This window comes from Methylotenera sp. G11 (assembly GCF_000799735.1).
Classification (GTDB): domain Bacteria; phylum Pseudomonadota; class Gammaproteobacteria; order Burkholderiales; family Methylophilaceae; genus Methylotenera.
This window is the reverse complement of record NZ_JUHH01000001.1, coordinates 258923-283487: the sequence shown is the minus strand read 5'-3', so window position 1 is coordinate 283487 and position 24565 is coordinate 258923. Positions and strand designations below refer to the sequence as shown.

The following is a 24565-nucleotide window of genomic DNA, read 5'->3' as shown; positions in this document are numbered from 1 at the left end:
TATTCCGCGCCTCGCTTTATATCCTGCCCGCCTTGCTGATCAGCGTTTCCTGAAATGATTCTTTAATAATCTTATCAAGCTAAGTTATTGATTGAGTTGCAGTTGCATGGCAGACCAGGGTTAAACAACCCTGCGCCGCTGCAACTGCCGATTATTTGATCTGCAGCGCGTAAACACCGCCACTGCGTGCCTGTGCCAGCAGTGTGCTGCTATTAATTAGCACCATCTGCGGCAAAATCTGTTCAGCACCGGTTTTCACACGCGCACTGAATGCGCCATCTTCGCGGCTCAGGAAATGTACATTGCCTTCAACATCGCCAATGGCAATCAATGACCCCATGGCTAACGGCGCAGTAAGCTGGCGGTTCTTAAGCGCACCCTGCCGCCAGAATGTTTTACCGGTACTGTAATCAAGGGCATAAGCCGACCCGGCAGCATGTGATACGAAAATCCTGCCATCCTCAAAAGTCAGGCCTGACAGGCTGGAAATATCACGGTTCCATATCACTCGGCCGTTGGTTCTATCAACAGCCGCGATGCGTCCCTGGTACGCAACCGCGTATACCAGGGGGCCATCTACAACCGGCAGGCTGGTAATGTCTGCGATACGCTCGATTTCAGTCACGCCTTTGGGCTGTGCGACAGAGGCTTCCCACATCATCTTGCCATTGTCGGCACGGATAGAAACCAGCTTGCCTCCGGCGAAACCGGCATAAACGGCACCGCTGTCAACCACCACGCCGGCACTGCTGCGCAAGCTCAACGCTGGGCCAGTGCGGTCATAAACCCATTTGCGGCTGCCGTCATTCGCATTGATGCCGTAGATGCGGTTATCACCGGTACGGGTAATGACCAACCCGTCAAAATACTTGGGCGCACTTAAAACCTCACTGCTTAATTTTGATTTCCACTGCAGCTTGCCTGAAATATCATAGGCATAGATTGAGCCTTTTTGCGTACCGACGATAACGAGGCTGCCGCCTGCACCGACTCCGCCGGTCAGTTTCTCGCCGACATTGATACGCCAAGCCTGGGCACCGTTAGTCACATCCAGCTTAGCCAATTCCCCCTCGGCACTCGCTACATAAGCATAGCCGGCTTCTACCGCTGGCGTAAAATCATAAATACCGGTGCCGCCAAGTTTAGCCTGCCATAGCATTTTTACGCTGGCGGTTTCCTTGATCTCAGCCAGAGGCTCGGGTGGCTCAGCTGCTTCACGTCCAAACACACGTTCAGACAAATCGGTTTTTAAATCCGAGAGCGTGCCGCACGATGCGAGCAGCAGCAGGCTGCTCAACAGCAGCAGTAATTTTGATTTTTTAATGAGTTGCGTCAATTTTTAACCTAAAGCCTCAAGTTTTTGTTGGGTCAATACATGATATTTGCCCTGAGCGTCTAATTTAGTCAGCGCATGCTCATAGGCAGCTTTTGCTTCGGCTTTTTTGCCCAATGCAACCAGGACATCGCCTTTCAGATCAGAGAACAAACCGTCAAAACCTGCATCATGCTCCGCTTCCAGCAGTTTCAGCGCACCCTGGTAGTCTTTTTCTTCAGCCAGAATATTCGCCAACTGTAAACTCGCGATGGCGCTTACAGAGGTTTCTTTTGCATGCTTGATCGCCCATTCCAGCTGGGATTTTGCACTTTTCGCATCATTGCTGGCGTAATTTGCCTTGGCTGCAAACAGTGCGGCGCGGCCAGCATAGGGAGTAGATGAATATTTATCCATGATCACGGCTGCTTTTGACTGAATGGCTTTCACGTCTTTTTCATCCGTCACCTGCAGTGCCTGGTACTCGGTAGAAGCCTCTACCGACTGCTTACCCTGGTAAATATTCCATCCCTGATATGCAGCATAAGCGACCACCAAGCCCAGCACGGTATTGCTGACCAGTTTTCCGTAAGTTTTCCACCAAGCTTTTAATTCATCCAACTGCTCTTGTTCTTCTAAATCGTATGCCATTTATATTCCAATCTGATGTAAATCTTTTAATGCACTGTACTTTGATAATAACGCCAAGATAATAACGCCCAAATTAACATTAAGCCAAACACTTAAGGTTACGTATAAATTATCCGCTGACCACTCTTTTGCCGGGGATCGCCGCCAGCAGGTTCTGCGTATAAGCATGTGCAGGCCGTACATAAATATCTGCCACCGCACCCTGCTCTACAACCTGGCCGCGATACATCACCACCATGTCATCCGCAATGTGCCGAACTACACGCAGATCGTGGCTGATAAAAATGTAGCTTAACGCCATTTCCTGCTGCAATTCCTTTAACAACAGTAAAATCTGCGCCTGTATCGATACATCCAGTGCAGAAACAGGTTCATCGCATACGACCACCTGCGGCTGCAATACCAAAGCCCGGGCAATACCGATACGCTGCCGCTGCCCGCCAGAAAACTCATGCGGATATTTCTGCATATCGGCTTCAGTCAGGCCAACACGCTTCAGCATAGCAAGCACTTTTTTCTGCTGTTCCGCAGCATTGCCAATATCATGTATCAGCAAACCTTCGCCGACGATCTCACCCACGCGCATCCGCGGGTTAAGCGAGGCAAACGGATCCTGAAACACCATTTGCAGGTTTTTACGCATTTCCCTCAATGCAGATGGCTGCAATCTGGCTAGATCCTGGCCTTGAAACAACACCTCTCCGCTATCCAAGGGTTGCAATTGTAACAGACAACGCGCCAGCGTGGATTTACCGCTGCCAGATTCACCGACTACCGCAAGCGTCTTGCCTGCACTCAGGCTGATACTGACGTCATTTAAGGCTTTTACTTGCGTAGAACCAAAGCCAAACCTGCCGCTTCGCTGCGTGTAAGTTTTAACCAGGTTCTTCGCTATCAGGATATTTTCATCCATGCACCACTCCCGTGGCTGCAACTTCTTTGCCTTCATCAGCCAGCCATGCATAATCAATCGGTCTTAACTGCTTGGTGCCTTCGGCGTCCGGCACGCACGCCAATAAAGCTTTGGTATAGGGGTGCTGCGGCGTACCCAGCACCTGCTCCCTGGTTCCGGCTTCGACGATCTGCCCCCTGAACATGACCACGACATTATCGGCAATATCGGCCACCACCCCAAAATCATGGGTAATAAACAGCATACCCATATTCATGCGGCTTTTAAGGTCACTCAGTAATTTGAGGATTTGTGCCTGCACCGTCACATCCAGCGCCGTAGTCGGCTCATCGGCGATCAGCAGGCTGGGTTCGCATGCAATGCTCATTGCAATCATCACGCGCTGACGCTGCCCTCCGGATAACTCATCAGGATAACTGTTTGCACGCTCGGGCGGAATGCCGACCATATCAAGAAGACCGGCAATCTTGTTTTTCAAGCGCTCACCTTTAAGGCCAAGGTGCGTCGTGAGGCTCTCCCCGATCTGATAGCCTACCGTCAGCACCGGGTTCAGTGAAGTCATCGGCTCCTGGAAAATCATGGCGATTTTATCGCCACGCAGTTTACGCAGGCTTTCATCATCCAGCCTGGTCAGATCGACAACGCCTTTATCAATATCATTAAATAGAACCTTACCGCCATTAAGCTGTAACTGTCTGGATAACAAACCCATGATCGCCAGAGCCGTCAGGCTCTTGCCGCTGCCCGACTCACCAACCACGCATGTGGTCTTCCCGATTTCGATGCTGAAACTGACATCATTCACCAGCAAACGATCCGGCATTTTTTTGGATGAGATGCTGAGATGCTCGATCTGCAGCAAGGGCCGCGATTTTGCAGAATGATCAGTTTGTAAGTCGACCGCCATATTCATCCAATTGATATGTAAAACTTACGTTACCAAGATTCAAAGAAAACTTCAAAATTGATAAAACTTTAAGCTCTGCTTGCCAATATCAGCGCTATGGCTTGCTCAACGCTGCACTGCACCTGCTCTGGCTTGCTGTCAGGCTGCGCTTCAGACTGCATAGGCTTTAATGTCACCTGCTGCGTATTCACTTCGTCATCGCCTAAAATCAAGGCATATCTTGCCTGGCTTCTATCGGCTTTTTTCATCTGCGATTTAAAACTGCCGCCACCGGCGTGCAGGACAACCTCCACATTTGCATGACGCAACCGCTCGGCAATTGCAAACGCGGCAGACTCTGCCAGTTCCCCTACATTCACCAGGTAAACATCAGGCGCATCTATCGCCGTAACGCCATATTCCTGCATCAGCAAAAACACGCGCTCCAGGCCAATGCCAAAACCGCAGGCTGACGTTGCGCTGCCGCCCAGGCGTTCCACCAGCGTGTCATAGCGGCCACCGCCGGCTATCGTGCCCTGCGCGCCAAGCTTCGTAGTGACCCATTCAAAAACGGTGCGATTGTAGTAATCCAGGCCACGTACCAGGCGCGGGTTGATCTTGTAGGCCACCCCTGCCTCGGTTAATCTTTTGCACAGACCATCAAAATGTGCACGGGTTTCATCACCCAGGCAATCTATGAGTTTTGGCGCAGCTTCACACATCGCCTGCATGCGCGGATTTTTAGTATCCAGAATGCGCAGCGGATTGCTATGCAGCCGGCGTTTAGCATCTTCATCCAGCAGGTCTGCATGCTGTTCAAAATAGGCAATCAGCACATTGCGGTATTCAGCCCGCTCATGCGCATCGCCGATGCTGTTGATCTGAAGCTCCACATCCTGGATACCCAGCTCACGCCAGAGCCTTGCCAGCAGAACGATCTGCTCGGCATCCACCTCCGGCGTATCAAAACCGAAGGCCTCAACACCGATCTGGTGAAACTGGCGCTGGCGGCCTTTCTGCACATTCTCGTGACGGAACATAGGGCCGCTGTACCACAAGCGCTGCGGGCCATTGTAAGTCAGGTTATGCTCGACCACGGCTCGCACGCAACCTGCCGTCCCTTCAGGGCGCAGTGCCAGCTTGTCGCCGTTAAGCGCGTCTTCCCACGCATACATTTCCTTTTCTACAATATCGGTATGCTCGCCTACACTGCGTACATAGAGCTCGGTTGGCTCCACCAGCGGCATGCGGATGTTTTTATAGCCATATTGCGCAAGGACCCGGCGTGCCGTGTCTTCCAGCTTGAACCATAATGGGGTTGCTTCAGGCAGTATGTCGTAGAAGCCCTTGATGCTTTGAAACTTAGCGTTACTTTGAATTTTATTGCTCATTAACTTTATATTTTTTCTGTTTTTTAAAGATTAGTAGAAAAAGAACTCATCCAATTAACCCAAATTGCAAATTTTGGGCATTCCCTAACAAGTCTTAAAACGCCCAGTTCCTGAGTTACAGCGGCACCTATTCTTGGTTTATTATACTTGCCGATAGTTGCAATTAGTCTTTTAGAAGGTGCAGTTGTAATATCAAGATTGATTTCTTCTACATGATCAAATTCATCGCGATGCTGCCTTAACCTAGTCACTGACTCACTTTTGAATGCAGATTTTGCCGTTAATTCTGGATCAATAAACAAAAAAGCCTCGAATTCATGGCGTTGCAAATAAGGTTTGAATCGACGATGATTTATTTGATTTTCTATCGCTTTCTCTAATTGTGTTATATCAACATAAACAGAATCTTCTACTCCTTGAATTTTCGGGAAGCCATAAAAATCAAACAAAGTTGTAACTGCTACAGCATTGCTATCATTGAGTAAATCGAGAATATCGGCTTTAATTTTAGAAAAATCTCCTCCACCTTTGTGGGAAGCACCACCAATTACTTTTTTTGTTTCAACAATAGTAGGTGTAAGTACAATCAATTTTTCCAGTAAATAAGGAGCAAGAACTCTGGAGATAAACTCATACTCCGTTTCACCTTCAACCAAAATCAAAATACGCTTCAAGGCTTACCGCCTATTAAATTCTTCTCCCATAACTCTCCAATAGAGTATCTATCAATCCAGCTAACCATATCTTGTTCAGTAAATTGGCGTATTTTTGTCGCGCCTTCTATTCTATCTGCAACGAAAATATCTGATAATTCCAATTGATTAATTAAAGTAACAGACTGTGTAGCAACGAAAAGCTGTGTTTGTTGCGAAGCCTCTTTCAAAAGTTCCGCGAGCTGTTTAATGGCAGCCGGATGCAATCCAAGTTCTGGTTCATCCAACAAAATCATTCTAGGTAGCATCGGCTGCAACAACAATGTGGCTAAGCACATGAAACGCAAGGTACCATCAGATAACAAATGTGGGTTAAGATTCTGCTCCCAGCTTTTTTCTCGCCATTCCAAACGTATTTTTTCCGGATTATTTTTGGATGGACTTAATTCAAATTTATCAAAAAATGGTGCGATCTGGCGAATGGCACTTTCAATCGCCTCAAAATGATCTGGGTGTTGCCGCTTCATCCAATATAAATAAGGCGCCAAATTAGCGGCATCCATATATAAAACTTTATTATCTTCTATGTCCTGCATTTGCTTGATACTCGCAGAGGCACTAGTATCGTGGAAATGATATATACGATAACTAGCCAAATCCTCAGTTACCCACCCGGAAATGTCTGTTTTAGTCTTGCATAGTTTTGATTCGCTGTGACCTGAACCTAATGGTCGCCTTATAGGATGAGGGTACTGAGGTTTTCGATGAAACCAAACAGTTTCGTCTGCAAAAATCAATGCATCCTCATCAGTAACATTTAGTTTTAAGTCATAACTGTTTTCAAGTACGCCATTAGTGACAGGCTCTTCATAAACAGCTTTGATACCAATACTATTAACTTCTTTACCCCCTCTATAAAGTAAACTACGTCCACTTGTACCTACAGAGAGTTGTAAACGCCCCTCTACTATTTGGCGCAAAAACTTAAATACGCTAATCCAATTCGATTTACCAACACCATTACCACCTATCAACACATTAAGCGTACCTAGTACGATGGTATCGTCTTTAATTGATTTATAACCTGATACTGAAAGGCTCTTTAATCTACGCATTATTTAACTACCCCTAGTGGTATTACCCTACGAGTAAATTGTAATTTACCACCTTCACCATAATTCGCTTGCACGTAATCTTCAACAATCGCCTGGAATTCCTGCGCGATATTATCGCCTTTCAGCGTTACCGTCTTCTCGCCATCGACAAATACCGGGGCAACCGGCACTTCACCGGTACCGGGCAGGCTGATGCCGATATTCGCAAGCTTGGACTCACCCGGGCCATTCACCACACAACCCATTACCGCTACATTCATGTTTTCCACGCCGGCGTACTGGCTGCGCCATACCGGCATCTGGTTGCGCAGATAACTTTGAATCTGCATGGCCAGCTCCTGGAAATAGGTAGAGGTCGTGCGGCCGCAACCCGGACATGCAGTCACCAGCGGCGTAAATGAGCGTATCCCCATGGTTTGCAGGATTTCCTGCGCGACCACCACTTCTTTGGTACGTGATTCATTCGGCTCCGGCGTCAGGGAAACGCGGATCGTGTTACCGATGCCCTGCTGCAGGCACAAAGCCAGCGCAGCCGTTGAGGCCACAATGCCTTTTGACCCCATTCCGGCTTCAGTGAGGCCTAAATGCAGCGGGTAATCGCAGCGTGCAGCCAGCTCGGTATAAACCTTGACCAGATCCTGCACATCACTCACCTTGCAGGAAATAATAATCTGGTTCGCAGGCAACCCCAGCGCCACTGCCTGCTCAGCGCTCTCCAACGCAGACTGGATCAATGCTTCACGCATGAGAGCATCCGCACTCAGCGGCGCTGCAAGCTTGGCATTATCATCCATCATCTGTGCCATTTTGGCCTGGTCCAGGCTGCCCCAGTTCACGCCGATGCGCACACATTTTTTATAGCGGATAGCCGCTTCTATCATGTAGGCAAACTGCTCATCCCGTTTGGAGCCTTTGCCTACATTACCCGGATTAATGCGGTATTTTGCCAGCGCCTCGGCACACTCAGGATACTGTGCCAGCAATTTATGGCCGTTATAGTGGAAATCACCCACCAGCGGCACATTGCAGCCCAAGGCATCCAGCCCGCGACGGATATTGCCGACCTGGGCAGCAGCCTCAGGCGAGTTGACGGTAATGCGCACGACTTCAGAACCGGCCTGCCACAGCTCATAAACCTGGCTAATCGTCGCAGCGGCATCGGCGGTATCGGTATTGGTCATGCTCTGCACCACCACCGGCGCCGGTATGGTGCCGTTCAAGCCACCGCCGACGGGAATGTGGCCGATCATGACCTGCAATGTGTGACGTGGCTTAATTTGTATAGACAAGCTCAACAGCTACTCCAAAGTAATACGTGCTACGTTATCTCTAGTATTGGGGGCAAGATCAATATCCTTGCCGCCAAAATTTAATTTAGTACCGCTCGCATTGCCGATCACCACGTTGAGTGGCGGCACTGCATTGATCGTTTCCTGATCCCCGCTGCGGGTCATTTTCTCAAACACCACTTTACCGGATTTATCCGTCACGCTCACCCAGGTTTTTGCGGTGAAAACCATGGTGACGGTTTTATCGGCAGGTTTAACCGGGCTGGCGGCGGCAGGTGGCTGGCTCGGTACAATCGACGGCGCTAACGGTTTCAGGTCAGCCTGTGTAACCGTACCCAATGGCTGTTTTACATCAGCAGCATTAGTTGCGGGCTGTGCAGCGGTGTTTAAAGCAGCTTGGGGATCTGCCTGCAGATCAGGCACGGAGACTGCGCTTTCAGTCTCGCGCTGTGCGGCCGGCAAAGCGATTTCCGGCAAAGGCTCAGCAACAGGTGCGGCTTCCGCAGCGACTTCAGGGGCTTTATCGACCGCAACCGCTGGAGTTTTAGGCATGTAATCCACATAAAACAGCCACGCGAGCAGGAACAGCAGCACCAGGATACTGGCCAGCATGTATTTCAGCCAGGGCAGACTCTCTTTAGTGAGCTGCACCGGACGCATGGATGACCGCACAGTAATGCCCCGGTCTGTTTCAGAGGCCACAGACTGACGGTAGCTTACAAGCAAAGGTTCTGCATCCAGTTCCAGCAGCCTTGCATAGTTGCGGATAAATCCGCGTGTGATCATTGCATCAGGCAGCAAATCATACTGCCCGTTTTCAAGGGCGCTGATCTGCTTGACACTGAAGCGCAGGTTATCGGAAACATCCTGCAATGAAAGCTCTTTGGCTACCCGCGCCGCCTGCAAAACCTGCCCCAATGTTACCGGTTGATCCTGCTGTTCAGTGACCGTTGCTTCTTTTTCCATTTCCTGTAATTCAGCCATAACGCTTCCTGTCCCTACTTACCGCTAGCCAGCAGCTTTGCCTGCTCTGAATTAGGGTACTGACGGCGCAATTGCAGCGCATAACTGGCTTCATCGTTTTTAGCGCCCAATTTGCGCGCAATCAGTATGGACAGCCATAAATTCTCAGGCGTTGGCTGGCTCAACACCACATTCTGCAATGTAGTTTTAGCTTTGGCCGCATCATCACGGTTAAACTGGATCAAAGCAAGCTGGTATGCAGCGGTTGAAGCTAACGGCTCCAACTCTAAAGCCTTTTGCAGGTAAATCTCGGCATTTGCAACATCCTGCTTGCGCACAGAGCAAATGCCGGCATTCGTGTAAGCAACCGCCGGGGTTACATACAACGGGTTCCTGACTGCTGCCATGAACTCTTTTATCGACTCATCAATCCGGTTTCTGGAGCATAAGAAACTACCGAAGTTATTATGTGACTCGGAATTTCCGGGCTCGATCTGCAACGCTCTCTGGAAATTCTTTTCAGCCAGATCATCACGGCCCAGCGCAGCATTGACCAGCCCCAGGCCGTTATAGGCCAACCCGTAATTAGGATCAATTTTCGCAGCGAGGGAGAACTCTTCCAGCGCGATATCCAATTGCTTCTGCTGGTAATAGGCCGCTCCCAGATCCGTATGGGAACGCGCGCGCTCCCTCAGGTTCCGGTCAGCAGCTTCCTGCTGTTGCTGGCTGGCGCAACCGGCAGCCAGCATTGAAATAAACGCTATCAGAACCAGCCTGCTAAAACTTATCTTATTCATTCAACCGCCTCAATTGGAATTCGCTTGGAAGTACGTTTTGTTTTATCCAGCACTTTACCAGCTAACTGGCCGCATGCGGCATCAATATCCTCACCGCGGGTTTTGCGCACGGTCACGACATATCCGGCCTGCATCAGAATGTCACGGAATACCCTGACATGGCTGGGCTTGGAAGTCTCATACCCGCTATTGGGAAAAGGATTAAAAGGGATTAAATTAAACTTGCAGGATACATTCTTGACCAGCTCAAGCAGCTGGTGTGCATGCTCGACGGTATCATTGACGCCATCCAGCATGACGTATTCAAACGTGACAAAATCGCGCGGCGCTTTTTCAAGATAACGGTTGCAGGCAGCCATCAACTCTTTAAGCGGATATTTTTTATTGATCGGGACAATCACATCGCGCAGCGCATCATTTGGCGCATGCAGCGAAACAGCAAGGGCAACCGGACAGTCTTCTTTCAGCCTGTCCATTGCAGGCACCAGCCCGCTGGTTGAAAGGGTCACGCGACGGCGGCTTAATCCATAAGCGCTGTCATCCAGCATGATCTGCATCGCGGTCACTACATTATCGTAGTTAGCCAGCGGTTCACCCATACCCATCATCACCACGTTGCTGATGATGCGCTCACCGGGCGGCAACAGGTCGTAGCCGCTTTCCTGACGCAATGAGCGGTCAGCGATTGCCAACTGGCCGATAATCTCGGATACGCTCAGGTTACGGTTGAAGCCCTGGCGGCCAGTCGAACAGAAGGTGCATTCCAGCGCACAGCCAACCTGGCTCGAAACACACAAAGTACCACGGTCATCCTCGGGGATAAACACGGTTTCGATACTGTTGGCGGCATCGGTGCCGACCAGCCATTTGCGGGTTCCGTCACTGGATACTTGTTCGTGCTGCACGGCAGGCAGGACAATCTCTGCCTCTCTTGTGAGTTTTTCGCGCAGGCTTTTGGCAATATCGGTCATCTGCTCAAAATCATGCACGCCGAAATGATGCATCCAGCGCATCAACTGCTTGGCACGAAAAGGCTTTTCACCATGTTCCGTGAACCATTGTGCGAGCTGTGCCTGATTGAAATTGAGTAAATTGACCAAAGTTGATACCTGCTATTAATAATGGAACACACGAACAAAACTACAATCTCAGAACTGGTTTTATCCGTGCTTATCTGTGTGTCACGCCCCCCACTTAGGGCTTGGACATGTGAAAATGCACTTTAGTGCATATATTCTACAGGCAAGCCATACACTGACTTAGCCCTTTAGTGGGGTGTTGATGACCTTCACGGTTACATCTGTGGCTAAATAAAACGATTAACCAAAGAAGTATTTGATTTCGATCGCTGCATTCTCAGCAGAATCAGAACCGTGAACGGCATTAGCGTCGATGCTTTCTGCAAAGTCAGCACGGATAGTGCCGGCAGCCGCTTCTTTAGGGTTGGTAGCACCCATCAGGTCACGGTTAACCTGAACTGCGTTTTCGCCTTCCAGCGCTTGAATCATCACTGGGCCTGAGATCATGAATTTAACCAGGTCAGCAAAGAAAGGACGCTCTTTGTGCACAGCATAGAAACCTTCAGCCTCAGCCTGAGTCAATTGCGCCATTTTTGCAGCAACGATTTTCAAGCCGGCGTTTTCAAAACGCGTGTAAATTTTACCGATCACATTTTTTGCAACTGCATCAGGTTTGATGATAGAAAGCGTACGTTGAATTGCCATAACTACTCCGTTAAGTTTACTTATTGAAAAGACCGTTAAAATACCATTTTTAGCACTTAAAATAAACCAACTTTTAAGATTAGTTTTTAATAAAACAGGTTTAGAATAGCCGCTCAATGTGGCAAAATTAATATCAACATGAAGAATAGCAATCTCGAAGACGTACCGATTAGCATAACCTGCCCTGCATGTGGCCTGCTGTGTGACGATGTCAGCCTGAGTACAAATCCTGCATTGTCCATGCAAAACGGCTGTACCAAAGGCATCCGCTTTTTCGAACGGGCGCTGGCGACTCCAGCATCCGCCACCCCGCTGCTGGCAGGCAAACCAGCCAGCCTGGAAGATGCAATCATTGCAGCTGCGCGGATATTAAGCAAAAGCAGGCAGCCTTTATTTGCCGGGCTGGGAACTGAAGTCCAGGGCATGCGCGCAGTAGCCAGCCTTGCAGAAAAAACCAATGCCACGCTGGACCATATGCATAGCGAAGGGACCGTCAACAATACCCGCACCATGCAGAACAGCGGATGGCTCACCACTACACTTTCTGAAATCAAAAACCGCGCAGACCTGATACTGGCCATCGGCACCGACATTACCGGCAGCCACCCGCGTTTTTTTGAAAAGCTGGCGTGGAACACCGACCAGCTCTTCAGCAAGCCAACACCGGAACTCATTTTCCTGGGGGCACCGGCTGAAACGGCAAAAGCGAATGTCGCACCTGACGGCAAGGCGCCGACGCTCATCCCCGCCGCCACAAGCCAGCTGCCGGAAGTCATCAATGCGCTTAACGCCCTGCTGAGCGGAAAGAAATTAAACGCTGATCACATCGCCGGCATTGCACCGGAAACATTGACCGGACTGATAGAGAAATTAAAAGCCGCAAAATACGCAGTCATCGTATGGTCAGCCGGCGCCTTGAAAATCCCGCATGCGGAACTGGCCATCCAGAGCATCGTACAGCTGGTCAGCAAGCTCAACGAGAGCACTCGCGCCGCTGGCCTGCCTTTGAACTCAGGGGACGGCGACAGCTCGGTCAACAACGTGAGCACATGGCTCTCGGGCTACCCGACCAGAAGCCGCTACCGCAACGGCATACCTGAATATGACACATACCACTTCTCGACGCAAAAACAGCTGGACAGCTGCGATGCTGTCATGTGGATCAGCACGTTCAATCCGCATAAGGTGCCGGAAACCCAACCCCCTGCGATCGTGATCGGCCACCCGGATATTCAATGTGGGCACGTCCCCGATGTGTTCATTCCGACAGGAATCCCCGGTGTTGACCATGCCGGCCTGATGTTCCGCATGGACAGCTCCATCACGCTGCCGCTGAAAAAGGTGCGTGACAGCGGTTTGCCCAGCCTGAATGAAGTCATGGCAAAAATTGAAGCACAGCTTTTGAGTGAGACTACAGCATGATTACCCTGCTTAAGAACGGCAGAATCTATGACCCTGCACACCAGAAAAATGGCGTGATTGAGGATATCTACATCCATAACGGCCGCATCATCGCAAAACCTGCGGACACAGAAAAAATCAGCCAGACCTTTGACCTGAGCGGTAAAGTGGTCATGGCAGGTGCGATCGACATGCACAGCCATATCGGCGGCGGCAAAATCAACATTGCACGCATGATGCTGCCGGAATATCAGGAAAAGCAGCGGCAGGAAATCAAAAACCTGAGCGAGCCGGAAGCGCACATCTGCACGCCGCATTGCAGCCACCATGCAACACCGAGCACGACCGACACCGGCTTCAGGTATATCGAAATGGGTTATACCGCAGCATTCGAGCCTGCAATCTCCCCGGTCAACGCCCGCCAGGCACACCTGGAAATGGGTGACACGCCGATGATAGACAAAGGCGGCTACGCCATGCTGGGCAATGATGATTACTTCCTGCGCATGCTAGCGGCAAAAAAAGACCAGAAAGCCATCAATGACTATGTTGCATGGATACTGCATGCGACGCAGGCTATCGGCATCAAGGTCGTTAACCCCGGCGGCATCAATGCTTTCAAATTCAACCAGCGCAGGCTGAACCTGGATGAAAACAATGTGCACTACCAGGTCACGCCGCGTGAAATCCTGCAAAGCTTAAGCCGTGCCGTGCATGACCTTGGCATTGCCAAACCGCTGCATGTGCATTGCAACAACCTCGGGGCTGCGGGCAACTTTGCCACTACTTTAGACACCATGAGTGCCAGCAGCGGCCTGCCTATGCACCTCACCCACATCCAGTTCCACAGCTACGGCACGGAAGGCGACAAGAAGTTTTCATCCGCTGCGGCACAGATTGCCGAGGCCATCAATAAAAACAAGCATATCACCACCGATGTCGGGCAGATCCTGTTCGGGCAAACTGTGACCGCCTCCGGCGACTCCATGATGCAGCACCTGAATGCAAAACATGCGAACCCGAAAAAATCGGTAATCATGGATATTGAATGCGACGCCGGCTGCGGTGTGCTGCCATTCAAATACCGTGACCAGAATTACGTGAACGCCCTGCAATGGGCGATTGGCCTGGAGTTATTCCTCTCGGTGGAAGACCCGTGGCGCATCTTCTTAACCACCGACCACCCCAACGGCGCACCGTTTACCAGCTACCCGCACCTGATTCGTCTGTTGATGGACAAGACCTTCAGGAACGAAGCCTTTGCCAAGCTGAACCTGGATGCGCAAGCCATGAGCAACCTGACCAGTCTGGATCGCGAATACAGCCTGTATGAGATCGCCATCATGACCCGTGCCGGCGCCGGCAAACTGATCGGCCTGCATGACCGCGGCCACCTGGGTACAGGTGCCGCGGCTGACATTACCGTATATACCGACCAGGCCGACCGCGAAGCCATGTTCAGCAAACCGGATTATGTCTTCAAGAATGGCGACCTGGCGGTTAAAGACGGCCGCGTCGTCAAAGTGGTATGGGGCGTGACCCACACCGCAAAACCGGCATTTGATATCGGCGTGGAAAAAGACCTGAAAGAGTATTTCGATCGCTACCAGACCATGCAGATGGATAATTTTAAAATCAGTGATGATGAAATCAGCAGCGATGGCCGCGGCCAGGTTGTCGCGCATCACAACAACAAAAAATAAAGGATCAATGATGAGCAGACTGTACGGCGAGCAGCATCGCAAATTCCAGGACGAGTTCGGCACCCGCAAAATGGCGGACCGCGTTGAAGATATTGCCTGTAAAACCGAATTTGACGATGAAGCAAAAGGTTTCATCGAGCATATGGATATGTTTTTCCTGTCCACGGTCGACCACCAGGGTCGCCCTACCGTTTCCTATAAAGGCGGCGATGCCGGCTTTGTGAAGGTGATTGACAGCAAGACCCTGGTTTTCCCTAGTTACGATGGTAACGGCATGTTTTTTTCCATGGGCAACATCAGCACCAATCCGCAGGTCGGGCTACTGTTCATCTCATTCGAAACACCGCACCGCATCCGGGTGCAGGGCACGGCCACCGTTTCCCGCACCGACCCGCTGATGCAGGAATACAAAGAAGCGGAGTTCATCGTGCGCGTGACCTTATCCGAACTATGGCAGAACTGCCCGCGCTACATCCATCAGCGCACCAAAGTGCGCGATTCGCGTTATGTGCCAAGGGCCGCATGCGAAACCCCGGTGGCGGAATGGAAGCGCATCGACCTGATGCAGGATGTGATTCCTGAAGCTGACCTGAAAAAAGTGGAAAAAACCGGCACCATTCAGATTGAAGAATGGATAGAAAAAATCAAATCGGGCGACCCGACGGCTTAAACCCAGAACCCTATACTTATGTTACTGAACAGCATACAAATCGACGACACCTTTGCCGAAGCATTCAATATGCGCGGCACCCGCGTCATCATCACCGCCCAGAATCACAAATGGGCATACCATGCCGCAAACGCCATGACCGGCTTTGCCACCTCGGTGATCGGCTGCGGTGTTGAAGCCGGCATCGAGCGGGAAATGACCGCGGAAGAAACGCCGGACGGCAGGCCAGGCGTCAGCATCCTGATGTTTGCCATGGGCAGCAAAGTGCTGATGCAGCAGCTGGAAACGCGCATGGGACAATGCATCCTGACCTGCCCTACCGCAGCGGCATTTTCCGGCATTGCAAGTGAAGACATGATCAGCCTGGGTAAACACCTGCGCTACTTCGGTGATGGCTACCAGACCTCGAAACTCATCGCCGGCAAACGTTACTGGCGCATACCGGTCATGGATGGCGAGTTCCTGACCGAAGAAACCACCGGCATGGTGCGCGCCATCGGCGGCGGCAACTTCCTGATTCTGGCCACCTCGCAGCCGGCGGCATTAGCCGCAGCCGAAACTGCGATTGACGCCATGAAAAAAATACCCAACGTCATCATGCCCTTCCCCGGCGGCGTAGTGCGCTCCGGCTCTAAAGTCGGCAGCAAATACAAAAGCATGTTCGCCTCCACCAATGATGCGTTCTGCCCCACCCTCAAAGGCGTTACCAACAGCGAACTATCGCCCGAAATCGAAAGCGTGATGGAAATCGTGATCGACGGCCTGACCTTTGACGATATTGCGCTATCGATGAAAGCAGGCATTGAAGCCATTTGTGCATTGGGCCCTGCCAGCGGCGTCAAGCGCATCTCCGCCGGCAACTATGGCGGCAAGCTGGGACCGCATTTGTTTAATTTACATGAAATCCTGAAAAAGACTGGTTAATGCTTATCCCGTATTTCAGATTTCTAAAATCACCCCACAATTCGTCATACCAGCGAAGGCTGGTATCCAGTCAGGGTGAAATTGCAATGAGCATCTTTGATGCACTAACCTTGAAATTTACAATATGAATTTTATGAATACAGCAAAACTCCTAGTAACGAGACTTGTCTGGATGCCAGCCTCCGCTGGCATGACGGAGTTATTATGAATGCATTAACCTTTACCTTGAAACAAAACCTGCAGCAAAGCATTAACTGCAGTGCTTTAACGCCGGATAACCTGGCCGGAAAAACCGCGGCCGAGATCGGCAGCATCAGCCTGACATCCGATAAGCATCCATTACGGGCGGCTGATGTTTTTGAAATCAGCGGCAGCGATACGCAGCAGCTTTGCTTTAAAAATGCCACGGCAAGACTTGATTATATCGGCGCCGGCATGAGCAGCGGCAGCATCACCGTTGAAGGTGATGCCGGGGCATACCTTGGTTCCGGCATGAGAAACGGCGAAATACTCTGCACAGGCAATACCGCGGCATTTGCCGCCAGCAATATGCGGGGCGGCCTGTTAACCATCAACGGCAATACCGGTGACTTTTTAGGTGCCGGTTCTGAAGGTTCGCGCAAAGGCATGCTGGGCGGAACGGTGATTGTCAGAGGCAATGCCGGTGACCGTGCCGGCGACCAGATGCGGCGCGGCCTGATCCTGATTGAAGGCAATGCCGGCGATTATTGCGGCAGCCGCATGATCGCAGGCACCATCGGCGTACTTGGCGACCTGGGCGTTTACACGGCATTCAACATGCATCGCGGCACTTTGCTGTTAAAGAAAAAACCGCAGCTGCATGCCACCATGCAGGATTGCGGCATACATACCTTGCCGTTCCTAAACTTATTGTTCAAATCGTTTTCAAAATACAACACCAGCTTCAGCGCACTGAACTCACTGCGCGCACAGCGTTTTGTGGGCGACAGCGCATACGGCGGCAACGGTGAGATATTGATTTTAAGTGCCTGATGTACAAGTATTATCAGTCATGACAGGGGTGCCTCTGTTAGAATGACGTTTTACCCGTTTTATCGAATTCACTATGCCTAAGTATTTAACCGCCGCCCTTTATAAATTTGTAAGCCTGCCTGATTTCAGGGATCTGCAATCGCCTGTCCTTGAGGCATGCAAATCCAACAGCATCAAAGGCACCCTGCTGCTGGCGGAAGAAGGCATCAACGGCACCATCGCCGGCCTGCCCGACGATATACATAGAATCCTGGATTACCTGCGCACAGACCCCCTGTTTAAAGGCCGGTTCTCTGACCTGGAACACAAAGAGTCTTACGCGGACGAGCACCCGTTTTACCGCATGAAAGTAAAGCTCAAGAAAGAGATCGTCACCCTGGGCGTGCCTGGCGTCAGCCCGACCAAAAAAGTAGGCACCTACGTAAAACCGGAAGACTGGAACGCGCTGATCTCTGACCCGGAGGTAGTGCTGATAGACACGCGCAACGACTACGAAGTCGACATCGGCACCTTTAAGGGAGCCATCGACCCGAAAACCACAACTTTCAGGGAGTTTCCGGAATATGTGGCACAGCATTTCGATAAAACCAAACACAAAAAGGTAGCCATGTTCTGCACCGGCGGCATCCGCTGTGAAAAAGCGTCGTCCTACATGCTGGACCAGGGCTTCGATGAGGTTTACCACCTGCAGGGCGGTATTCTTAAATACCTGGAAACCATACCCGAAGCCGAAAGCCTGTGGCAGGGCGAGTGCTTTGTGTTCGACCAGCGCGTAGCCGTCAAACATAACCTTGAAGTTGGCGAGTTCGACCAATGCTACGCCTGCCGCCATCCACTGTCTCCTGAAGAAATGAAAAGTGACAGGTACGAGCCCGGCATATCCTGCCCGCACTGCTATGATAAAGTTTCGGCAGACAAACGTGCCCGGCTTAAAGAACGCCAGAAACAGGTGCAGTTAGCCAAGCAGCGCGGAAAGTCGCATATAGGAGAAGCAGCCGAGGTGCTGAAGAAACATAAAAGCAGCAGTCCGGATGCGGAAGACTGATTGATCCAATCAGGCAGGCCATCAATGTAAATCCAACCTAGAGAGTCGATCTTGCACAACACGCTACGTATTGCGACTTTTAATATCCATAAAGGTGTCACCCACTTCAATGCCAGATTCTCGCTGCACCATCAGCGCGAACTGTTGCGGAAACTGCATGCAGACGTGGTGTTTTTACAGGAAGTGCGCGATGAGCATTCCGAGCACAGCAAACGCTTTGCCGGATGGCCGGACGCAGGCCAGATCGAGTTCCTGGCCGATGCGATATGGAATGACTACGCTTACGGCAAGAATTCAGTTTACCCTGCCGGTCACCACGGCAACGCACTGCTCTCAAAATTCCCGATTATCCGTTCTACCAATACCGACATTTCAGCACACATCACCGAGGAACGCGGCATGCTGCACAGCGTGATAGATATGCCGAAATGGGATAAACCACTGCACACCATCTGCGTGCACCTGGGCTTGTTCGCGCACTGGCGGCGCCAGCAGCTGCTCATGGTCACAGACTATATCAGGCAGCACATACCGCCAGATGAGCCGCTGATCGTGGCCGGCGATTTCAACGACTGGGGTACGCGTGCCGGCAGGATATTTGCCGAAAATGCCCAGCTGCATGAAGTGTTCGAACATCATGCCGGCCGGCCGGCACGCAGCTTTCCTTCATGGCTGCCTATCCTGAGGCTGGACCGTATCTATATACGCGGTTTTCATGTCAAGCACGTTGAAGTACATGCCGGGCCGCGTTTCCTCAAGCTATCCGACCATGCCCTGCTTTCTGCGACTTTAGCCAGGGCGGTATAGGAAACATGCGTTTCATCGGCGGAAATGACATCAAGCTACTGCGCAGCGGCGTTGAATATTTCCCTGCGCTGGAACTGGCGATCCGGAACGCAGCTAAGGAAATTTACCTGCAGGCCTATATCTACGAACCCGATGTTTCCGGTATCCGCATTGGCAATGCATTGATGCAGGCGGCGCAGCGCGGCGTCAGTGTCAATGTCCTGCTCGATGGCTTCGGCTCCCAGCACCTGCCCAGCCGGTATGTGCAGACCATGCGGGATACCGGGGTAAAGCTGATGTTCTATCGGCCCAAGATCTCGCCATGGACCTTAAAGAAGAACCGCCTGCGCCGCCTGCACAGCAAGGTAGCGGTCATTGACGGCCGCATCGCTTTTGTCGGTGGCATCAATATCATTGATGACCATAACTCGCCGCACCAGACGCCGCCCAGGATCGATTATGCCGTCAGGATCGAAGGCAACCTGCTGCCCGCGATCAGTGCCAGCGTGCATAAGCTCTGGCGACGGCTGGAATGGATGCACCTGCATAGCCTGTACGTGCCGCCCATCAAGGAAAGCCACCACAAGTATCACGGCACAGGCAACATCAAGGCGGCTTTTGTCATCCGCGACAACATCCTGCACCGCCGCGACATCGAGAGTGCCTACCTGCGTGCGATTAAAGCCGCACATACGGAAATCCTGATCGCCAATGCCTACTTTATCCCCGGCAGAAAGTTCCGCAAGGCGCTGATCAGTGCGGCAAAACGCGGTGTCAAAGTCAGGCTGCTGCTGCAAGGCCGCAAAGAGTATTTCCTGATGTTTGCAACGCATGCTTTCTACAATGAGTTCCTGAGTAACGGCATCGAAATCCATGAATACCGCAAAAGCTTCATGCACAGCAAAGTTGCGGTGATCGATACGCACTGGGCCACCATAGGCTCATCCAATATCGATCCCTTTAGTTTGTTGTTGGCGCGCGAGGCGAATGTGATCATCCAGGACCAGCCGTTTGCGGCGGAATTGCATGCCGACATCGAATCCCTGATCCAAAATGGCAGCTTTGCAATCACCCCGCAGGAGTGGGTGAAAGCCAGCATCGTCAAACGTATCGCATCATGGATCGCGTACGGCGCCGTACGCTTTCTGTTAGGCATTATCGGCCACAAGAACGAACACTGATTTCACTATGACGCAAAAACCAATCACCCAGGCAGCATTAGAATGGCGGGATGGACTGCCCTACTCACCGGCATTCAATGACGTGTATTTTTCCAGTGACGATGGCCTGCTTGAGACCGAGCATGTTTTCATACAGGGCAACGCGCTTGTTAACCGCTGGCAGCAGCTGCCAGGCGACACCTTCACCATCCTGGAAACCGGGTTCGGCACCGGGTTAAACTTTCTATGTGCGTGCAGGGCCTGGCTGACACATGCCCCGGTCAATGCGGCACTGCACTTTATCAGCGTAGAGAAACACCCTTTGGGCGCCGCTGACATGCACAAAGCACTGCTGCACTGGCAGCCCCTGCATGCGATGGCCAGTGAACTGCTCACGCACTATGACACGCTGCTGGAAACAGGTACGGCGAGCCTTTTTAATGACCGCGTACAGCTACAGGTACTGTTCGGGGATGCAACTGCCTGTTTATCCGGGTGCAGCACAAAAGCCGATGCATGGTTCCTTGATGGGTTCGCACCTGCCAAAAACCCTGACATGTGGCAACCTGCGTTATTTGCCCAAATGGCAAGGCTTTCACATCCGCAAACCACATTCGCCACTTTTACCAGCGCCGGCATCGTCAGGCGCGGACTCACTGCGACAGGGTTCAAGGTAGTTAAAATACCGGGATTTGGCAGAAAACGTGAAATGATCACCGGCTACTTTATCGGGCACGGCCATGGCAGCTAAAAATGCGATCGTTATCGGCGGCGGCATTGCCGGCTGCAGCACGGCCTACGCACTCGCGCAGCGCGGCCTGGAAGTCACGCTGCTGGAGCGCAACGCGCAGATTGCCGGCGAGGCCTCAGGCAATCCGCTGGCGATGCTTTACCCGCGCCTGAACAGCAGTGACTCAGCCACCGAGTTTGCCCTGGCTGCTTATTTGCATAGCCTGCGGCTATATCGTTCATTAGGCTTGCCGGCAGCTGACTTTGATTGCTGCGGCATGCTGCAATTAGGTTTCAACCCCAAAGAATCGGCGCGCATCCGCAAGGTGGCGGCACAAGGCCACGCCAGCAGCATTGTGGAGTATGCAGACCGGACTCAGGCAAGTGAACTGGCCGGGATCGACATCGAACACGATGCGCTGCATTTCCCCGACGCAGCCTGGGTAAACCCGCAGCAGCTGTGCCGACGCCTGACCCGGCATGAAAACATCACCACCGCGACACATGAAAATGTGTTCAGCATACGCAAAATAAATGATTCGTTTGAAGTCATCAGCAATCAAAACAGCGTACACACGGCGGATATTGTCGTCATCGCAAATGCAAACAGTGCAAGGCAGCTGTACCCGGAACTGCAGCTCAACATTCAGGCCGTGCGCGGGCAAGTGAGCCTGGTCAGCGCCACCGGCGCCAGCAGGCCTTTGCAAAAGATCGTATGCAGCGATGGCTACCTCAGCCCGGCCACATACCGCAGGCACGCCGAACAGCTGCATTGCCTGGGAGCCACTTTTTCCAATATCGCCGCAGGTGAAAATACCCTGGGCGCATTCACCGTTGAAAACCAGGATCACCTGGCTAATCTCGAAAAACTGCATCACATCTCCGGCTCGCTGCATGCAGAACTTAAAGACCATATCACTGGCGGCCGTGTATCGCTGCGCTGTGCCGCGATGGATTACTGGCCGCTGGCAGGCCAGCTGCTGGATGCCGGCAAGCTGAACCATGCCCCGCCGCGCGCCAATGCAAATGCAGGCTCGCTGCCATGGGTCGATGGGCTATACATGAATATTGCCCATGGCAGCAAAGGCTTTACTACTGCACCATTATGCGCGGAGCTGATCGCATGCATGGCGCTCGGCCAGGCGCTGCCTGTTCCGGACGCGCTTGCCGGGCTGCTTAACCCCAACCGCTTCCAGCTCAGGCAGATGGGCCTCAAGCGCCTGGCAAAAATGATGCCTGCTTGAAGCCAATGCCGGAATTCAGGTTAAAATCAAGGCATGTCACAAACTCTATATCTCACCGCCGTCAACCATCACCGTGCCGGGCAGCTGGCGCAGGCAGAATCGCTTTACCAGCGGGTACTCCAGTCAAACCCGGCACACGCCGATGCGCTGCACATGCTGGGTGTCGTGTTCTACCAGACCGGCCGCGCAGGGCAGGCGGTCAGCGCGATTTCACAGGCTTTGAAAATCCATCCGAAAAACACGGACTACCTGAACCATTACGCGCTCAGCCTGCGAGCCGCCAGCCAGCCGGAAGCCGCAGTCAAAAGCCTGCAGCAGGCAGTGCTGCTGCAGCCTAAAGACCTGGACATCCAGTTCAACCTTGCCAACACCCTGCTCACGCTGGACCGCCATGAAGAAGCCGCCGGTTACTATCGCCGTATACTGCGTGCAATGCCAAAAAATGATGAGGTGCGCGAGGCTTTGTGCCATTGCCTGACCAGTCTTGGCAACCAGGCACACAGCCTCGGCGACTTCGCACGGGCTGAAGCCTGTTTTGAGGAGGCGCTGCAATGCAATCCACACGATGCCGCCACTCTTTACAACCTGGGCAACGCCCAGCGCGAACTCGGCAAACCGGCGGAAGCCGCCAGGCAGTATGCCAAAGCGCTTCAGCTTACGCCCGATGATGCGGATATTTACAACAACCTGGGCAATGTGCAGCGTGAATCAGGCCAGCTCGACCTCGCGATTGCCAGCTACCGGCAGGCACTGGCGCTCAATCCGCAGCTCTACCATGCCAAGGTGCATTTGGTTCACCAGAAACAGCATATCTGCGACTGGAATGACCTTGATACGGAGATTGCCGAAATCCGCAACTGGGTAAGAACGCGGCCACAAGCCCAGATATCGCCGTTTGCATTCCTGGCGATGCCCGGCACCACCGCAGAAGAACAGAAACTGTGTGCGGACAACTGGGTCAATAACCGCTACGCCTCCCTGATTGAACATGGCAGGCAGCTCAACTTTCAACACCAGAAAAAGCCTGGCCAGGAAAAGATAAGGATCGCTTATATGTCAGCGGATTTCAGGCTGCATCCGCTTGCGTTCCTGATCAGCGAACTGCTGGAACTGCATGACCGGAGCCGGTTCGAAATCATCGGTTTCTCTTATGGCGCGGATGATGGTACCGACGCCAGGAAACGCATAGAAAAAGCCTTTGATGCGTTTCATGATATCCGTTGCCTCCCTGAAATCGATGCCGCCAGGAAAATACATGACTGCGACATTGATATTCTGGTAGACCTGACCGGCTTCACACAGAACAGCCGCTGCGGCATCGTCGCTCTGCGCCCGGCGCCCGTGAGCGTCAGCTGGCTGGGGTTTCCGGGAACCATGGGCAGTTTCACCAAGGACGGCATGGTCAGCCTCCCCCTGTTCGACTACCTGCTGACGGATCACTTCATTACGCTGCCCGAAGCCGCCGGCAATTATGCAGAACAGCTGGCCGCCCTGCCCCACAGCTACCAGCCCAATGATCGCAAGCGCCCTGTCGATCCAATACCGCCACGCGCTGATTGCGCTCTGCCGGATGATGCCTTTGTGTTCTGCTGCTTCAACCAGACATTCAAGATCACCGCCGATTTTTTCAATATATGGATGCGCCTGCTCAACGCGGTGCCGAACAGCGTGCTATGGCTGCTGGACTGCAACCGCTGGGCCAGGCAGAACCTGATCGAACAGGCTGAACTGTACGGTATCGCAGCTGAGCGCCTGATCTTTGCGCCGCGTGTTTCCCTGGCAAGCCACCTGGCCCGGCATACACATGCTGACCTGTTTCTCGACACGCTGCCCTACAATGCACATACCACTTGCAGCGACGCGCTGTGGATGGGCTTGCCGGTACTGACCTGCACAGGCGACACCTTCGCCTCTCGGGTTGCGGGCAGCCTGCTCAAAGCAGCAGGTTTAGACGAGCTGGTGACCGGTTCGCTGAAGGATTACGAAGCAAAAGCACTGCATCTGGCCTGTAACCCGCAACTTCTTGCACCCATGCGGCAAAAGCTGATTGCGGAGAAAATGTCTTCCCCACTCTTCGATACCGCCAGCTTCGCCAGATCGCTAGAAGCTATTTACGAAGACATGTGGCATGCATATTTCAACCGGGGTTAAAGTGCCTGCAACCGGCAAAATCGAAATTCCGGCTTGGCGAAGCA

At 52.1% G+C, this 24565-nt stretch carries 23 protein-coding genes; 11 read left to right on the top strand and 12 right to left on the bottom strand.

The annotated features are described in order from the left end of the window. Positions 1–151: 151 nt before the first annotated feature. From bamB to ndk, 12 genes are all read right to left on the bottom strand, one after another. A complete protein-coding gene (gene bamB, locus GQ51_RS01320; protein WP_235276135.1) occupies positions 152–1336 on the bottom strand; it encodes an outer membrane protein assembly factor BamB in 1185 nt (394 codons plus the stop codon). Positions 1337–1339: 3 nt separating this feature from the next. Beyond that, positions 1340–1963 (bottom strand): tetratricopeptide repeat protein, encoded by a 624-nt coding sequence (locus GQ51_RS01315; protein ID WP_047548843.1) that lies wholly within the window; start codon positions 1961–1963, stop codon positions 1340–1342. A 109-nt stretch (positions 1964–2072) separates the two neighbouring features. Then, positions 2073–2876 carry an ATP-binding cassette domain-containing protein gene (locus GQ51_RS01310; protein WP_052177633.1) on the bottom strand — a complete coding sequence of 268 codons (804 nt, stop codon included), beginning with the start codon at positions 2874–2876 and terminating at the stop codon, positions 2073–2075. Then, positions 2869–3783 (bottom strand): ATP-binding cassette domain-containing protein, encoded by a 915-nt coding sequence (locus GQ51_RS01305; RefSeq protein WP_088178140.1) that lies wholly within the window; start codon positions 3781–3783, stop codon positions 2869–2871. The genes GQ51_RS01310 and GQ51_RS01305 overlap by 8 nt, the downstream gene beginning before the upstream one ends. Before the next feature lie 68 nt (positions 3784–3851). Then, positions 3852–5153, bottom strand: coding sequence for a histidine--tRNA ligase (gene hisS, locus GQ51_RS01300; protein WP_047548840.1), 1302 nt, complete (start codon positions 5151–5153; stop codon positions 3852–3854). A gap of 23 nt (positions 5154–5176) precedes the next feature. Further along, entirely contained in the window at positions 5177–5827 is a 651-nt protein-coding gene (locus tag GQ51_RS01295; protein WP_047548837.1) for a DUF4276 family protein, read from the bottom strand. Beyond that, entirely contained in the window at positions 5824–6921 is a 1098-nt protein-coding gene (locus tag GQ51_RS01290; protein WP_047548834.1) for an AAA family ATPase, read from the bottom strand. Before GQ51_RS01290 ends, GQ51_RS01295 begins: the two co-directional genes overlap by 4 nt. Further along, on the bottom strand, positions 6921–8204 hold the full coding sequence (gene ispG / locus GQ51_RS01285; protein WP_081987158.1) for a flavodoxin-dependent (E)-4-hydroxy-3-methylbut-2-enyl-diphosphate synthase: 1284 nt from the start codon (positions 8202–8204) through the stop codon (positions 6921–6923). Before ispG ends, GQ51_RS01290 begins: the two co-directional genes overlap by 1 nt. Before the next feature lie 15 nt (positions 8205–8219). Then, the gene (locus GQ51_RS01280; RefSeq protein ID WP_047548828.1) at positions 8220–9194 is read right to left on the bottom strand and encodes a helix-turn-helix domain-containing protein; all 975 of its coding nucleotides are present in this window, start codon (positions 9192–9194) and stop codon (positions 8220–8222) included. A 14-nt stretch (positions 9195–9208) separates the two neighbouring features. After that, positions 9209–9970, bottom strand: a complete 762-nt coding sequence (gene pilW / locus GQ51_RS01275; RefSeq protein WP_047548825.1) for a type IV pilus biogenesis/stability protein PilW — start codon at positions 9968–9970, stop codon at positions 9209–9211. Further along, positions 9967–11070, bottom strand: a complete 1104-nt coding sequence (rlmN, locus tag GQ51_RS01270) for a 23S rRNA (adenine(2503)-C(2))-methyltransferase RlmN (RefSeq protein ID WP_047548822.1) — start codon at positions 11068–11070, stop codon at positions 9967–9969. The genes pilW and rlmN overlap by 4 nt, the downstream gene beginning before the upstream one ends. 219 nt (positions 11071–11289) lie before the next feature. Next, entirely contained in the window at positions 11290–11694 is a 405-nt protein-coding gene (gene ndk, locus GQ51_RS01265; protein WP_047548819.1) for a nucleoside-diphosphate kinase, read from the bottom strand. A gap of 138 nt (positions 11695–11832) precedes the next feature. On the opposite strand from ndk, the gene GQ51_RS01260 reads away from it, so the two are divergent. From GQ51_RS01260 to GQ51_RS01210, 11 genes are all read left to right on the top strand, one after another. After that, complete coding sequence (locus tag GQ51_RS01260) at positions 11833–13116, top strand: formylmethanofuran dehydrogenase (RefSeq protein ID WP_047548810.1); 1284 nt, start codon at positions 11833–11835, stop codon at positions 13114–13116. After that, a complete protein-coding gene (locus GQ51_RS01255; protein ID WP_047548807.1) occupies positions 13113–14798 on the top strand; it encodes a formylmethanofuran dehydrogenase subunit A in 1686 nt (561 codons plus the stop codon). Before GQ51_RS01260 ends, GQ51_RS01255 begins: the two co-directional genes overlap by 4 nt. A 10-nt stretch (positions 14799–14808) precedes the next feature. Then, positions 14809–15468, top strand: a complete 660-nt coding sequence (locus GQ51_RS01250; protein ID WP_047548805.1) for a pyridoxamine 5'-phosphate oxidase family protein — start codon at positions 14809–14811, stop codon at positions 15466–15468. Between the two features lie 18 nt (positions 15469–15486). Next, the gene (gene fhcD, locus GQ51_RS01245; protein ID WP_047548802.1) at positions 15487–16392 is read left to right on the top strand and encodes a formylmethanofuran--tetrahydromethanopterin N-formyltransferase; all 906 of its coding nucleotides are present in this window, start codon (positions 15487–15489) and stop codon (positions 16390–16392) included. Between the two features lie 204 nt (positions 16393–16596). Then, a complete protein-coding gene (locus GQ51_RS01240; protein ID WP_047548800.1) occupies positions 16597–17406 on the top strand; it encodes a formylmethanofuran dehydrogenase subunit C in 810 nt (269 codons plus the stop codon). Positions 17407–17479: 73 nt separating this feature from the next. After that, on the top strand, positions 17480–18451 hold the full coding sequence (trhO, locus tag GQ51_RS01235; protein WP_047548797.1) for an oxygen-dependent tRNA uridine(34) hydroxylase TrhO: 972 nt from the start codon (positions 17480–17482) through the stop codon (positions 18449–18451). 51 nt (positions 18452–18502) lie between these two features. Further along, positions 18503–19258, top strand: coding sequence for an endonuclease/exonuclease/phosphatase family protein (locus GQ51_RS01230; protein ID WP_047548795.1), 756 nt, complete (start codon positions 18503–18505; stop codon positions 19256–19258). A gap of 5 nt (positions 19259–19263) precedes the next feature. Next, positions 19264–20418, top strand: a complete 1155-nt coding sequence (gene clsB, locus GQ51_RS01225; RefSeq protein WP_047548792.1) for a cardiolipin synthase ClsB — start codon at positions 19264–19266, stop codon at positions 20416–20418. A gap of 7 nt (positions 20419–20425) precedes the next feature. Next, entirely contained in the window at positions 20426–21148 is a 723-nt protein-coding gene (gene mnmD / locus GQ51_RS01220; RefSeq protein WP_047548790.1) for a tRNA (5-methylaminomethyl-2-thiouridine)(34)-methyltransferase MnmD, read from the top strand. Beyond that, entirely contained in the window at positions 21138–22370 is a 1233-nt protein-coding gene (mnmC, locus tag GQ51_RS01215; protein WP_047548788.1) for an FAD-dependent 5-carboxymethylaminomethyl-2-thiouridine(34) oxidoreductase MnmC, read from the top strand. The genes mnmD and mnmC overlap by 11 nt, the downstream gene beginning before the upstream one ends. Before the next feature lie 33 nt (positions 22371–22403). Then, positions 22404–24521: a tetratricopeptide repeat protein gene (locus GQ51_RS01210; protein ID WP_047548783.1), complete on the top strand. Its 2118-nt coding sequence runs from the start codon at positions 22404–22406 to the stop codon at positions 24519–24521. Positions 24522–24565: the final 44 nt, after the last annotated feature.